This is a genomic window from Acidobacteriota bacterium (assembly GCA_038040445.1).
GTDB classification, from domain to species: domain Bacteria; phylum Acidobacteriota; class Blastocatellia; order UBA7656; family UBA7656; genus Onstottus_A; species Onstottus_A frigus.
This window is the reverse complement of record JBBPIG010000024.1, coordinates 58,784-72,539: the sequence shown is the minus strand read 5'-3', so window position 1 is coordinate 72,539 and position 13,756 is coordinate 58,784. Positions and strand designations below refer to the sequence as shown.

Here is a 13,756-nt window from a genome sequence, read left to right as displayed (position 1 = left end):
TCTAAGCTCTAAAACAATTTCCGTGGTAGTCCCCTTGTTTAACGAGCGAGCCTCGCTGGACGGGCTATATCGCCGATTGTCTGATGTGTTGGCTCAGGTCGCAAGGCGCTACGAGATCGTTTTTGTGGATGATGGAAGTGAGGATGGCTCAATTGAGAGGTTAAAAGCGATCAGCGCCCTGGACCGCTCGGTGAGGTATGTACGCTTTCGAAGGAACTTCGGCAAGTCGGCGGCGCTTGCGGCAGGCTTTCGCGTTGCGCGCTATGACATAATCGCGACTCTGGATGCTGATCTACAAGATATTCCCGAACAATTGCCGCTGCTTCTGGAGAAACTGGACGAAGGATACGACCTGGTTTCTGGTTGGCGCTATCACCGGCGCGACAAGCTGACCAGACGGATAGGATCGAAGATCTATAACTGGGTGACCTCGATTCTTACGGGCGTCCGCCTCCACGACATCAACTGCGGCTTCAAGTGCTACAGGCGGGAAGTGATGGACGAGGTCATGGTGTATGGTGAGCGGCATCGCTACATTCCCGTGCTGGCGAGCTATCGAGGGTTTCGTCTGGGAGAGGTGCAGATCGAGCACGCGCCGCGCGAGCATGGCAGTTCACGATATGGTTTGGAACGAGTGGTTGGCGGAGTCTTTAGCCTGCTCACCGTCATTCTCATGACTCGCTACACGAATAAGCCGCTACATTTCTTCGGTGTTATGGGACTCGTGCTGGCCGGGGCAGGCATTGCAATAGACACGTACCTGATCACGCTGCGTGTCTTCTTCAACCAGTGGCTGAGCAATCGCCCGCTGCTGATAGTCGGGACATTGCTCGCTATCGTTGGGGTTCAACTGGTTTTGTTCGGGCTTCTGGCGGAAATGATCGCGTTCTCATACAGACGCGAAAACGACTACTCTGTCGTCGAGTCAAACGCAGGGGAAGATATAACGTTCGGCGCGGATGAGCACGCGGTTGGAGTCGGTCGAGGTAAGACCACTGAATGAGAGTCAGCGTATTGGGGCCGGCATACCCGCTCAGGGGTGGCATCGCTCACCACGTGTACTGGCTCTGGCGAGAGCTGACTGATCGCGGCCACACGGTTCAAGTAGTCTCGTTCCGCAAGCTCTATCCCGGCATGTTCTTCCCCGGCACCACCCAGGTTGATAACAGCCGCTTGAAGCTGGATGCGCGCGCGCTTCCAACCTTGACCCCGCTAAACCCGGCGACATGGCTGCGCGCATTCAAGCAGGTGAAAGCCTTCTCGCCCGACGTGATCGTGTTTCAGTGGTGGCAGCCATTCTTCGGCCCACTCGTCGGCACGCTCGCCAGACTTTTTCGCAGGTCGGGCTTGCAGTGCATCATCGAATGCCACAACGTGGTTTCTCACGAAGGCAGCCCTTTCGACAGACTCCTGGCCAGATTTGCGCTTTCGGCCGCGGATCATCTCATTACCCACTCGACCAGGGACCGAAATGATGTGTTGGCGATCGTTCCGGGAAAAGAGGTCACCATATCTTCACTTCCTTCTTTGAGTGAATTTTCCGGTCCCGGCGGCAACTACCGCGGGGGCCGCGGCGGCCGCACGATTCTCTTCTTTGGAAACGTGCGCAAGTATAAGGGGCTGGATGTGCTGCTCGCCGCCATGCCCAAGGTGTTGCAGAAGGTAGAGTGCAGTCTGAACATTGTGGGAGAGTTCTACGAGCCGATCGACAAATACCAAAAACTCATTCGCGAGAATCAGATTCAGAGCCACGTGGTCATGGACAATCGATACGTTCCCAACGAGGAAGTGCAGGGCATCTTTCAACAAGCCGACGTGCTGGTTCTGCCATATCTGAGCGCGACCCAAAGCGGGGTGGCCCGCATCGCCTTGTCAAACGGGCTGCCAGTGATCGCGTCCAGAACTGGCGGGCTCTCCGAAGTAGTAATAGAAAACGTCACGGGCTTGCTGTTCCCGCCAGGAGATCCAGATGCTCTGGCCGGCCAGATCGTGAATTACTTCACCAACAATCTCGGTCCAGCATTCTCCGAAAACATCCTGAAGACTTCCGCCGATTCAAAATCTCAGCCTGGCAACGTGATCGAAGAGATAATCTTGCGAGCCTCGTCTAATCGCCATGCGGCTGGCTAAATCGGGGCGAATCCGTCAAACCCGAGTCATCGGTGGTCTATGAGTTCGTAAGAGCCAGCGCCGCATAGACCACGGATGACACTGATTCGACGGATTTGCGCGGATACCCCTCCTTCACTAGTGAAGCTTGTTTGTCTTTGTCGCGCAGGCTTCTTTCAAGGCCATCAACTGCTCACGCGCTCGTTCCCGCCGATGACTATCCCGGAGCAATATTTGTTTGAGGAACAGGACCGTTTTCATCGCCGCCAAATAGAAAGAGGCAGAACCGGGGCTTCGATGCTTCGAAAGGAAAAGCATTTGGCTAAGGTAGAAATGCCGCAACATCTCGACTCTGTTTGGCTCGCTCGACGCTGCGCCGTGATGAACCGCCGTGCCCGCGCCGCAGAAGCACACAAGCCATCCCCGTTTTCCGAGCCTGAAGCATAGGTCCTCATCCTCTGAGTACATGAAGAACTGCTCATCGAAAAGACCGATTTCATCGAGGGCCGCGCGTCTCAACATCAGGCAAGCGCCGTCGATCCAATCAACTGAGCAATCAACGAGCTCGCCATCCACGGCCGGCTTTTGCCTCCGGCCCCAACGCCTAATTCCGAGTTTGATTCCGGTCATCTCTAAGGCCTGATTAAACGGGGTGAGGAAGTTCCTGGTGTTGTTCACTTCGACACCTGCGCCGTTGATCAATCTGCAGCCCGCAGCTCCACAGCGTTCATTTTTTTCCAGACAATCGCGAAGGGCTTGAAAGGCTTGCGGCGTAAGCCGCGCGTCGCTGTTGAGCAGCAGTATGAACGGCGTGTTTGTCGCCCTGATCCCCTGGTTGCACGCCGCGCCGAATCCGAGGTTTGTCGAATTCCGAATGGCGATCGCTTGCGGATAAGCCTCGCGAACAGCTTCGTAGCTGCCATCTTCGGAGGCGTTGTCAACAACGGCCAGTTCGATGTTCGCTCCCGCATCGGCCACTGAACCGAGACACTCGAGCAGAAGGTTTCGGGTGTTGTAGCACACCACAACGACAGCAACTTGAGGGTGTGGCTTCATGTGGCTAAGAAACTATTTGAGAGGGCACTCGCTGTCAATGTTACTTGACCTGAGCCTGGACGATATATCTAATGCCTCAAGAATGCTTCAGAGCGAGCCGATCTTATCCGTCATCGTGCCTTGCTATAACTCCGAGCGGACAATTCGCCGATGTTTGAATGCGATCCTCAATCAGCACACCACGGTTCCTTTTGAGGTCATTGTCGTCGATAGCTCCCTGGACCAAACCCCGCAGATCGTTGAGCGAGAATTCCCCTCGGTCCGGCTCATTCATCTTGAAGAGCGAACGTTTGCCGGCGCGGCGCGCAACCTTGGAGTGCGAGCAACGAGAGCGCCGTATTGCCTGATGATAGATTCAGACTGCATCGCGCGACCTGATTTGATCGAGCGAATGGTTGCTCGTCACCAGCAAGCGGACATTGCCGCGGTCGGAGGCTCGCTGCGAAACGGAACGCCGAAGAGTCTGAGCGGTTGGACCGGATACCTGCTCGAGTTCAAGGAGTTCATTCCCCAGGCGCCAATCCGATTTGAAAAGAGTGTGCCCACAGCCAACGTTACATACAAACGCGTCACTCTGGAGCAGCACGGTTATTTTGACGACGACATGTGGCTGGCTGAAGACATTCTGTTCAACTGGAAGATCTTTAAGGCAGGCGAGCGCATCCTGTTTGATCCGGCCATCGAGGTAACCCATCTAAATCGAACCGGCTGGAAGCAGGTCTTGTCTTATCAAATCAGCCTCGGGAAGTGCTCGGCCGAAGCTCGAAGACGCGGCGGCCTCCCAGGCGACGTGCTGCTTCGCTATCCCGCGCTCATAGCCTTGATGCCTATTGTGAGACTGGCAAAAGCAGCGAGCTGGCTTGCGAGAATTGATAAGCGGACGTTCTTGATGTTTTTGTTGATCTCGCCGATGTATCTGCTCGGAAGTTGCTTCTGGTCATACGGGTTTTTTCAAGGCGCCTCTACAAGCAGAGATTGACCACTTGAAGATTTCAACATCGATACCATAGCGCCGGATCTTCATGAAGAGAGTGGTTGGCTTAGTCCGGAGGAGCCGCGCGGCTTTGATTTGCAGGCCGCGGCTGTCTCTGAGCGCCGAGCAAATAAGATCTATCTCATACCTCTTCAATTCGTCGTCGAGGTCGAGACCCGCGGGAAGGAGACTGTTCGCCATGCGCGAACCGGCCAGGTAAGCGGGAAGTAGCGGAACGTCTATCGACGGCGGGGGTGACTGCTTCACCAGGTGATTGACCAGTGTTCGCAGTTCTCTTACATTTCGCGGCCAGTCGTAGCCGCGCAACGCTTCCATTGCGTTGCGCGAAAGCGTCCTCAACTCTTTCCCCATTTGCTGACAGCGCTGCCGGATGAAGTGCATGGCCAACGCCTCGACGTCATCGGGCCTTTCGCGAAGTGGCGGGATCTGAATCCTCTCGTAGTCCAAACCGTTGCTTCGCGGGTTGCGCGTCACCCTCGCGCGAAACTCCGATTGAATGCTCCAGCCAAGAAGGATCCGAACTGATCCCTCTCCGTCGCGGTCAACTGCTCTCCGCTCGATTAACCGGATAAGATCGTCAGTCCAAGCCGGCGAGCAGCTCGAGAGCCCGTCTATGTAGAGGGTGCCTCCGTGCGCCAGCTCAACGAGTCCTTTCTCGCAGCAACCGATATCATTCGATCGCGCCGGCGTCCAACCGAACAGCACAGCCCGTGCTACGTCATCAGCGGTTGAACCGAGCGACAGGGAAACGAAGGGTCCTTCGCGGTAAGCGCTGCACTGGTGTATCAGCCTGGCGAGAAATTTCTTTCCGGTGCCCGGCTCACCCTCGAATATGACTGTTTCGTCGCCAGCGGCGAACAACGCCACCGATCTTCGAGCGTTCTCAGCCCATCTGCTGGATCCGATCAGGCTATCTTTTATTAGTACCTGAGATGCTTCGTCGCCAATCAGATTGGCGAGCGGCCCTTCAATCCGGCCTATCCGATCAATCTGATGGGTGTAATCAATCGTTTGCGTCGCCATGTGCTCACCATTTGTTCACTAAAATTCGCGCGGACTGCTCGCCGCCTTGGGCACATCGCCGACGCCCGAACTAAAGCGCCAGGCCGTTGTCGAGCTACAGGTGGAACTCTAAACCCCCGAAGTCTACTACGCTGTGATGAAGCAGGAGAATAACTTTGGTACGAATGGGGCTGCTGGAGGGACGAACGGGCCAAAAACACCGCCGAACACTGCTTAATCCTTGGGCTTCCATTGCCGTTCGGTGATGAGTCGCGCGCCTCGTTTTGAGAATAGATAGCTCCAGGCCCATTGGGCCATGACCGCCACTCGATTCTTGAATCCAATCAGATAGAAGACGTGTACGAAGAGCCACGCTAACCATGCTAAACGACCGCTCATTTTCAAGTTGCCGGACTCCATGACCGCGCGATATTTCCCGATCGTCGCCATCTGGCCTTTATCAACATATCGAAAGGCTGGTCTTTCCTTGCCGCGAATGGATGACAAAATGACCTTGGCCGCGTGTCGTCCCTCTTGCATCGCGGCTGGAGCAAGGCCCGGCACGATATGCCCTGGAGTCAATTCAAACGCCGCCATGTCACCAATCACGAAAACGTTTTCGTGACCGGGAAGTGACAAATCGTTTTTCACTTTGATTCTTCCTGCACCGTCCCTCTCCACCGAGGGTTCTATCTGCATTTTTGCGGCCTGAACGCCTGCCGCCCAGAAGACGCTCCTTGACGGAATGAAGTCGCTCCCAACCTGCACGCCCTCCCCGTTGATGTTCTCCACTCGCGCTGATGTGCGCACGTCCACACCGAGATCGGCCAAATCCTGCCTTGTCTTTTCTGAGAGCTCTTCTGCGAATGCTCCCAACAAACGCGGAGCCATCTCGACCAGGATTACTTTGGCCTGGGAAGGATCAATGCGGCGGAAATCATCGACAAGAACTGTGCGGCTGATGTCGGCGATAGCTCCCGCGAGTTCCACACCTGTCGGTCCGCCTCCGACAACCACGAAGTTGAGAAGCGCCTTCTGCTTTTCAGGATCGATCTCGTTTTCAGCAATCTCAAACGCCGAAAGAATCCGGCGTCTGATTTCTATAGCCTGCTCGAGAGTCTTCAGACCCGGTGCAAACTCCTCCCACTCGGCGTGGCCGAAGTAGCTGTGTTGGGCGCCGCAAGCCAGCACCAGATAATCGTACTCAATCTCGAGATCCGATTCGGATGATGTAATGACCTGTTCTTTGAGATCGACGCTGGTGACTTCGCCCCAATGGACCTCGACGTTCTTCACGCGAGCAAATTGGCTTCTAATTGGAACCGCGATATCACCCGGACTGAGACCTGCAGTTGCTACTTGATAAAGCAGCGGCTGGAAGAGATGGTGATTTCTCTGATCGATGAGAATGACGAAAACATCCGGCTCATTGGCAAGCTTCTTTGCCGTGTTCAACCCACCAAAGCCGCCTCCAAGAACCACAACGATCTTCTTACCTGATTCCTTTGCCGGATGTTTGACCCTCATACTCTACATTCGATCCAGTAGTCTACACAGGATCAGGCTAAGATCAACTGACCTGGGAGCGCAGGCATCCCTGCCTGCTCTTTTCTTCGGCTTCTCAGGAAACCCGGGGAGCAGGCAGGGATGCCTGCGCTCCCAGGAAAGCGACGCCGGGGTTGAGGCGGATATTATTTTGAAGAACGATCGAGACTCTGGCAAACTCACGCGAGGCTCGGCGCCGTGCAGACGAGCGGCAGAGTCGTGAGGCTCTGATGATAGAGATTTGTGAACACCAGTAAAGAGGAGAAATATGGAAGCCTTCAAAGAACAGATTCTCAATTTTCGCAAGCTCGAATTCGCAACCACACTGAAAGTATTGGGAGCCTATCCTGAAGACAAATTGGATATGAAGCCCGCCGACAAATCGCGCACAGCGGGAGAACTGGTCGAGATATTCATCCGCGAAGAATATGTTTGTAGGGGAGCCATGCGGGGCGACCTCCGTCGGGCTGATTCCCCGCAAAGCATGCCGAATACTTTGCAGGGCAAGCTCGAGATGTTCGATGAGATTCACACTGAAGTTCAGGAAACAATTGCTCAGGCTAGTGACGCGCAAATGAACAAGATCATTGATTTCTATGGCTATCAAATAAAAGCCATCGATGCCCTTTGGGCAGAACTTCACGATCAGATTCATCATCGCGGGCAATTCTCTGTTTACTTGAGATTGGCAGGCGCGAAAGTTCCGTCGATCTATGGACCAACCGCGGATGAGCCGATGGGGATGGAAAGGTAAGTGCAAGTCACAAAAGGTAAACCCGTGAGTCGAATCTCGACGTTGGGCCTGTACGGCCCGGGAGCTTCAGAGCGGCTGATGCTAAAGTAAGTTTATCGCGATAAGAATACTTGTAGGCCACGACCTTTAAGAACGGAGCATTCTTGTTTGCCTTTTCGCCAGGGTGCTATGATTTGGCACTAAATGGCCAAGGAAAAAGTCCTCATCGTAGACGACGATCAGATGATCCGCTGGGCGCTTACCGAAGCGTTGCGCAACTGGGGCTATGCTTGTGTCGAGGCGGGAACCGTCAATGCTGCGCTTGCCACATTCGACACTGAACACCCTGCAGCGGTGTTGTTGGATGTAAACCTCCCGGATGGTTCGGGGCTCGACGGCTTATACGAGATCAAACGACGCCAGCCGGACGCCATCGTGATCATGATGACCGGCAGTGTGCTCGTGGCGGATACGATCGCCGCACTGCGCGGCGGCGCTTATGACTTCGTCGGCAAGCCCATTAATCTGGAAGAGCTTCAGATCACCATTCGCAACGGCATCGAAGCGCAGTCGCTGCGAAAGGAAGTTCGACTCATTCGACGCGAGCGCGCGCGACAGTTCAGCTTCGATCAAATTGTAGGCGAATCGCCCGGATTGCGTGATGTGTTTGCTCTCGCCAGGAAGGTGGCTGAGAGCGAGGTCTCATCCGTTCTTCTTCAAGGCGAATCGGGGACAGGCAAGGATATGGTCGCCAAGGCGATTCACTACGGATCGCGCCGCGCAGAATTGCCATTTATCGCGATCAACTGCGCTGCGATTCCGGCGAACTTGATCGAGAGCGAATTGTTCGGGTATGAGAAAGGCGCGTTTACCGATGCAAAGGCGCGCAAGGAGGGGTTGTTCGAACAGGCCGAAGGCGGAACGCTTTTTCTTGATGAGATCGGCGAGCTTGAACTGAGTGTGCAGGCTAAGCTGCTTCGAGTGCTCGAAGAGGGTTCCTTCAGGCGTGTCGGCGGGCTGCGAGACCTCCCACTCGACGTGCGAGTGATCGCTTCATCCAATCGCGACCTCAAGGCCGAAAGCGAAGCCGGCCGCTTCCGCCTGGATCTGTATTACAGATTGTCGGTCATACAGATCGACATACCTCCCTTGCGCGAGCGGGGTGACGACGCGATCCTGCTGGCCCAGCACTACATCACGCAGTTCAACGAGCGGCTTCGCAAGCGGGTTCGCGGACTCGCGCCCGAGGTTGCAGAGACGTTTCGCCAGTATCCCTGGCCTGGCAACGTGCGTGAGCTGCGCAATGTCATCGAGCGGGTGATGATACTTGAGGACGGAGACTTGATCACCGCGACCTACTTGCCGCGTGGATTCGGAAAGGATGGAGGCGACGCCGGACGCCAGTCCGCGGCCGAATGGGCAAGCGAACACCAATCAGAGCGCGGCGAGCAAGCTCAACCGGCCGCGCCTCAAGCTCCCGCTCTTGTGTTTCGGCTCCCGCCTGAGGGTCTCGTGTTGGATGACGTGGAGATGTCTTTCGTGAGGCAGGCCCTTGAGCGGAGCAACGGCAATCAGACTCGAGCCGCCGAGTTGTTAGGTATCTCCCGCGATCAGCTTCGCTACCGTCTCAAGAAACTCGACGACGCTGCAACAGGGTAAGAAAAAGGGGCAAAGGGCAAAGGGCAAAGGGCAAAGGGCAAAGAGCAAAGAGCAAAGGGCAAAGTAAAGAGCTAAGAGCAAAGAGCTAAGAGCAAAGGCCAAGCGGCAGCTCCCCTGTCCTTTGCGCTTTGCCCTTTGCCCTTTGCCCTTTGCCCTTTGCCTTTCTGCGTGATTCTCCGCTCTGACTGGTCATATTTCGCAACGTGCCATCGCGTTCGTCCGCCAATTAACCAATTCGAGCGGCACGTTCATTGCTCCCTAAGCAGCGAGAAGGGAGACGCTTCGCCGAGGGTGGTGTCCCAGTTTGAATCATTCTCTGCGCAACCTATGCGTTCTCTGCGGTGAATACCGGGCGAAAACCCTAACCGCCGAGGCGCAGAGGACGGCGAGATACCCAGAGAGTTGAAACTAGAACACCACCCGCTGAGGAGGCACGAACGGCTCATGGTGATCAACGAGCGAATAATTTTTGAGCGCATTCTATGCCCGATCGATCTCACGCCTGAGTCGGATGAATCATTGCGATATGGTATAGCGTTGGCAAAGGCCTACGACGCGAAGCTCTTCGTGATCAACTGTGTGGACAGTTACGCGGTCAGCGGCTCGCGCGAACGCGAACACATCAAGCAGCTCCTCGACACTTCAGTTCGAAAGCACCTGCGGCTTCCAGTGTCCGCGGACTTCACCTGGGAGACTGTGCTGGTTGAGGGCGATCCGAAGACCGCCATTGCACAGGAGGCAGCGGAGCGAAGGATCGACCTCATCGTGATGCGTTCGCGCAGGCGGCCCTACGCGGCGGCCCTGCTCGGCTCGACGGCGGAATCAATCTGTCGCACGGCACCGTGCCCGGTGATGATCACTCACCCGCGCGAACAAGATTTTGCCGGCGTGACGACTAACGAGATCGGACTCCAGAGAGTGCTTGTCGCGTATGATTTTTCGAGCGACTCCGAGTTGGCGCTCTCCTACGGACTGTCGCTTGCCCAGGAGTATCAAGCCGAGGTCCACATGTTGCACGTATTGCCCGGTCGTTCGGTCAAACCGGCGGCACCCGAGATCGCGTTTCTGCCGCCCTGGGCCGACAACGGATTCCGCGAAGCAGCCAGCCGCCTTCAAAGCTCTGTGCCTCCGGAGACGCGGGTGTGGTGCGATGTTAAGCAGGCCGTGCGCGAGGGACACCCTTACCGCGAAGTGCTCTCCTATGCGGATGAACAGAACATCGACATAATATGCATGGGGGCGAGCGGCACCGGGTTTGGCATGCGCGCGCTGTTCGGGTCCAACGCAGACCGAGTGCTGCGTCAGGCGCCCTGCCCCGTGCTTATCACCCGGCCGCTGAGGCCGGCTCTTGTGACACTCACAGCCTGAACTCGATCACCGAGCAGGTGAGGAGGACTGACGATGAAAATACTATTGGCGATCGACGGATCATCCTTCAGCGATGCAGCCGTCAAAGAAGTAGCAGTCAAACCGTGGCCCGTGAACTCCGAGGTGAAAATCATCTCGGTGGTTGAGCCGCCGTTGCTGCCAACGGTTGAAACCTGGGTGCCGCCGGACAATTACATTGAAGCTCTCGAGGCGGCTGGCGAGGATCAGGCGCGGTCGATAGTCAACAAGGCCGCCGATCGAGTGCGCGAAGCGCAGGGTGACCAGCTTCGTGTTTCCACCGAGATTGTGAGGGGCCATCCGAAGCACGCCATCATCGACGAGGCGGACGTGTGGGGCGCCGATCTGATCCTGATGGGCTCGCACGGCTATCGCGGGCTGACAAGGCTGTGGCTCGGCTCGGTTTCCCAAGCTGTCGCGGCACACGCGAAGTGCTCGGTCGGAATCGTTCGCGAGCGCAACACACAGCATGATTCGTGAGGATCCAAGAGCTCTGGGTTCCTGAGTTCCAACGGCGCGGATTGCGCCTGGATGGGGTTTGTCATGATCACAGCACTGAGCCGGGAAGGGGCGCGCGCTCTCCTTACCGAAAGCAGGGTCGGCCGGTTGGGAGTTGTCTACGAAGGGGGGCCCTACGTTGTCCCGGTCAACTACGTTTTTGACGGCGAGAACATCTATGTTCACTCGCTGCCAGGACGAAAGCTCGAGGCGCTTCGCGCGAACCCGAGAGCCTGCCTTCAAGTCGACGAAGTCACAGACTCGTATCACTGGCGCAGCGCTATCGCCTTTGGCGCCTACGAAGAGGTTACCGACCCAAACGAACGCGACCGGGCGGTGCGAGCACTCCAGGCGCGCTTTCCCAATCTGACTCCGGTTGAATCTGTTCCGGTTCACGATGGGCAGTCTTCAGTGGTCATCTTTCGCATTCGCATCCGAGAAATCAGCGGCGTTGGAGAGAAGTAAACTCATCGTCGCAGCCTACCCTCCAAGAAGCACCCGCTCACCATCTAGTGGAGTGTAACGGTGAAATTGATACTCCTGTACGGGCGGTCCTCCGTGGCCGCCCCTCTCTGCACTGAATGATTCCACCGGTCGGGAAGGGGCGGCCACGGAGGACCGCCCGTACAGGACTGGCTGGTACACGCTAGCGAAGTCTTTGTTACATCACACTAGTCCCAAGCAATACTTCTAACGCTAACCAAACCCATTTTAGCTGTTTCACTTCTTACTTGTGTGAGCAAGTGCAGCTTTGTACCATGTGCTCGGTGTGGCTCCCAGAATAAGGTCAGAATATTGGAAGACCGCTGAGAGTCATTAGGCGAGTGAACGAATGGCCACTTCTCTAAACAAAGAAGCGGAGGCGACGCATCGTAAAATCGAAGCGGACTTGCAGAGTTCGCTCAAGGAGCTCGCCGACATCAAATTCGCGCTGGATGAATCGTCAATAGTAGCGATAACCGATCAGACCGGAATAATAAAATATGTGAATGACAAGTTCTGCGAAATCTCAAAGTACTCTCGAGAAGAGCTCTTGGGACAGGACCATCGGATCATCAACTCCGCTTACCACCCGAAGGAATTCATAAGGAATCTGTGGACCACAATCGCGAACGGGCAAGTCTGGAAAGGCGAGATCAAGAATCGCGCCAAGGACGGAACCATCTATTGGGTGGACACAACCATTGTTCCGTTCTTGAACGACACCCACAAGCCTTATCAGTACGTCGCAATTCGCAACGACATCACCGAGCGTAAACGCGCCGAGGAGCAGCTTCGCGAGCAGGCGACGCTACTGGACAACGCTCAGGATGCGATCATTGTGAGGGACCTGAACGACAACGTTTTGTTTTGGAATAAGAGTGCCGAGCGGATATACGGCTGGCCCAAAGCGGCAGTTACCGGCAGGAATATCAAAAGCATCGTCTACAAGAACAGCCTCACCCAGTACGATGAGGCGAAGCGGAAAGTTATCGGCGAGGGAGAATGGCAGGGCGAAATGCGACAGCTCACCAAAGACGACAAAGAAATCATCGTCGAAAGCCGGTGGACGCTCGTTCGCGATGACCGAGGCGAGCCGAAGTCCGTGCTGGTGATCAACACCGACGTAACCGAGAAGAAAAAAATCGAAGCTCAATTTCTGCGCGCGCAACGAATGGAAAGCATTGGTACACTGGCAAGCGGAATAGCTCACGACTTCAACAACCTGCTGTCGCCGATCTTGATGTCAATCCAACTATTGCAGGCCAGGATCACAGACGAGGATGGGCAGCGATTGCTCGCGATGCTTCAAGTGAGCGCTGAGCGCGGAGCAGGTCTTGTCAAACAGGTGCTCTCGTTCGCAAGAGGGGTCGAAGGCGAACGCATAACGCTTCAGCCGCGCCATCTCGTCAAAGAGATCGTCAAAATATTGAAAGACACGCTTCCCAAATCGATCGAGGTCGAGTTTGAAACAAGCGAAGATCTTTCGGTAGTCGCCGGCGATGCTACGCAGCTTCATCAGGTGCTGATGAATTTCTGCGTGAACGCCCGCGATGCGATGCCGGGCGGTGGCAAGCTGACGATCAGAGCCGACAACATATACATCGACGACAACTACGCGCGGATGAACCTTGAAGCAAAGCCCGGCCCGTTTGTTCTAATAACCATCGCCGACTCCGGTATGGGGATATCACCAAACATCATCAACAGAATATTCGAGCCCTTCTTTACGACTAAAGAGCATGGTAAAGGAACCGGCCTGGGCCTTTCGACGGCCCTCGGTATTGTCAAAGGCCACGGCGGGTTCATCAACGTCTACAGCGAACCGGGCAGGGGCACTCAATTCAAAATCTATCTTCCCGCTGCCGAGACTCCCTTTAGTGTTCAGGCAGATTCATTGGCGTCGCTGCCAGTTGGACGCGGCGAGTTGATCCTCGTGGTGGACGATGAAATCGCTATACGCGAAATCACAAAAGGTACGCTCGAGGCCTACGGCTATCGCGCGCTGACGGCGGCGGACGGAACTGAAGCGGTGGCGCTGTACGCGCAGCACAAGGACGAGATCAAGGTGGTGTTGACCGACCTGATGATGCCTTACATGGACGGCCCGGTAACCATTCGCGCTCTGCAGAAGATGAACCCGAACGTAAGAATTATCGCCAGCAGCGGCCTTGCTGAAAACAGCAGGGCAATCGAGGGCGTAAAGTCGTTCTTACCCAAACCCTACACGGCGGAAAGGCTGCTCAACACGCTCGCGGAAGTAATAGGCCCGCGGTAGCGCGTAAGCTTCAGGA

12 protein-coding genes are annotated in these 13,756 nt (G+C 55.8%); 9 read left to right on the top strand and 3 right to left on the bottom strand.

What is annotated here, in order from left to right:
* Positions 1-22 precede the first annotated feature (22 nt).
* Positions 23-1,003 carry a glycosyltransferase family 2 protein gene (locus AABO57_22375; protein MEK6288474.1) on the top strand — a complete coding sequence of 327 codons (981 nt, stop codon included), beginning with the start codon at positions 23-25 and terminating at the stop codon, positions 1,001-1,003.
* Positions 1,000-2,130 carry a glycosyltransferase gene (locus AABO57_22370; protein MEK6288473.1) on the top strand — a complete coding sequence of 377 codons (1,131 nt, stop codon included), beginning with the start codon at positions 1,000-1,002 and terminating at the stop codon, positions 2,128-2,130. The genes AABO57_22375 and AABO57_22370 overlap by 4 nt, the downstream gene beginning before the upstream one ends.
* A gap of 117 nt (positions 2,131-2,247) precedes the next feature.
* Here AABO57_22370 and AABO57_22365 read toward each other — a convergent pair whose 3' ends face one another.
* On the bottom strand, positions 2,248-3,165 hold the full coding sequence (locus AABO57_22365; protein MEK6288472.1) for a glycosyltransferase family 2 protein: 918 nt from the start codon (positions 3,163-3,165) through the stop codon (positions 2,248-2,250).
* A gap of 37 nt (positions 3,166-3,202) precedes the next feature.
* On the opposite strand from AABO57_22365, the gene AABO57_22360 reads away from it, so the two are divergent.
* Positions 3,203-4,144 (top strand): glycosyltransferase, encoded by a 942-nt coding sequence (locus tag AABO57_22360; GenBank protein ID MEK6288471.1) that lies wholly within the window; start codon positions 3,203-3,205, stop codon positions 4,142-4,144.
* Here the strand turns inward: AABO57_22360 and AABO57_22355 are convergent.
* Both AABO57_22355 and AABO57_22350 read right to left on the bottom strand, forming a co-directional pair.
* The gene (locus AABO57_22355) at positions 4,103-5,182 is read right to left on the bottom strand and encodes a sigma 54-interacting transcriptional regulator (protein MEK6288470.1); all 1,080 of its coding nucleotides are present in this window, start codon (positions 5,180-5,182) and stop codon (positions 4,103-4,105) included. The genes AABO57_22360 and AABO57_22355 overlap by 42 nt on opposite strands.
* A gap of 213 nt (positions 5,183-5,395) precedes the next feature.
* The gene (locus AABO57_22350; protein MEK6288469.1) at positions 5,396-6,688 is read right to left on the bottom strand and encodes an NAD(P)/FAD-dependent oxidoreductase; all 1,293 of its coding nucleotides are present in this window, start codon (positions 6,686-6,688) and stop codon (positions 5,396-5,398) included.
* A gap of 286 nt (positions 6,689-6,974) precedes the next feature.
* Between AABO57_22350 and AABO57_22345 the strand changes: the two genes are divergently transcribed.
* From AABO57_22345 to AABO57_22320, 6 genes are all read left to right on the top strand, one after another.
* Entirely contained in the window at positions 6,975-7,460 is a 486-nt protein-coding gene (locus AABO57_22345) for a DinB family protein (protein MEK6288468.1), read from the top strand.
* 183 nt (positions 7,461-7,643) lie between these two features.
* Positions 7,644-9,098, top strand: a complete 1,455-nt coding sequence (locus AABO57_22340; protein MEK6288467.1) for a sigma-54 dependent transcriptional regulator — start codon at positions 7,644-7,646, stop codon at positions 9,096-9,098.
* Between the two features lie 402 nt (positions 9,099-9,500).
* Positions 9,501-10,466, top strand: a complete 966-nt coding sequence (locus AABO57_22335; GenBank protein MEK6288466.1) for a universal stress protein — start codon at positions 9,501-9,503, stop codon at positions 10,464-10,466.
* A 33-nt stretch (positions 10,467-10,499) separates the two neighbouring features.
* Positions 10,500-10,964 (top strand): universal stress protein, encoded by a 465-nt coding sequence (locus AABO57_22330; protein ID MEK6288465.1) that lies wholly within the window; start codon positions 10,500-10,502, stop codon positions 10,962-10,964.
* 63 nt (positions 10,965-11,027) lie between these two features.
* Complete coding sequence (locus tag AABO57_22325; GenBank protein ID MEK6288464.1) at positions 11,028-11,447, top strand: pyridoxamine 5'-phosphate oxidase family protein; 420 nt, start codon at positions 11,028-11,030, stop codon at positions 11,445-11,447.
* A 367-nt stretch (positions 11,448-11,814) separates the two neighbouring features.
* Positions 11,815-13,740, top strand: a complete 1,926-nt coding sequence (locus AABO57_22320) for a PAS domain S-box protein (protein ID MEK6288463.1) — start codon at positions 11,815-11,817, stop codon at positions 13,738-13,740.
* Positions 13,741-13,756 lie beyond the last annotated feature (16 nt).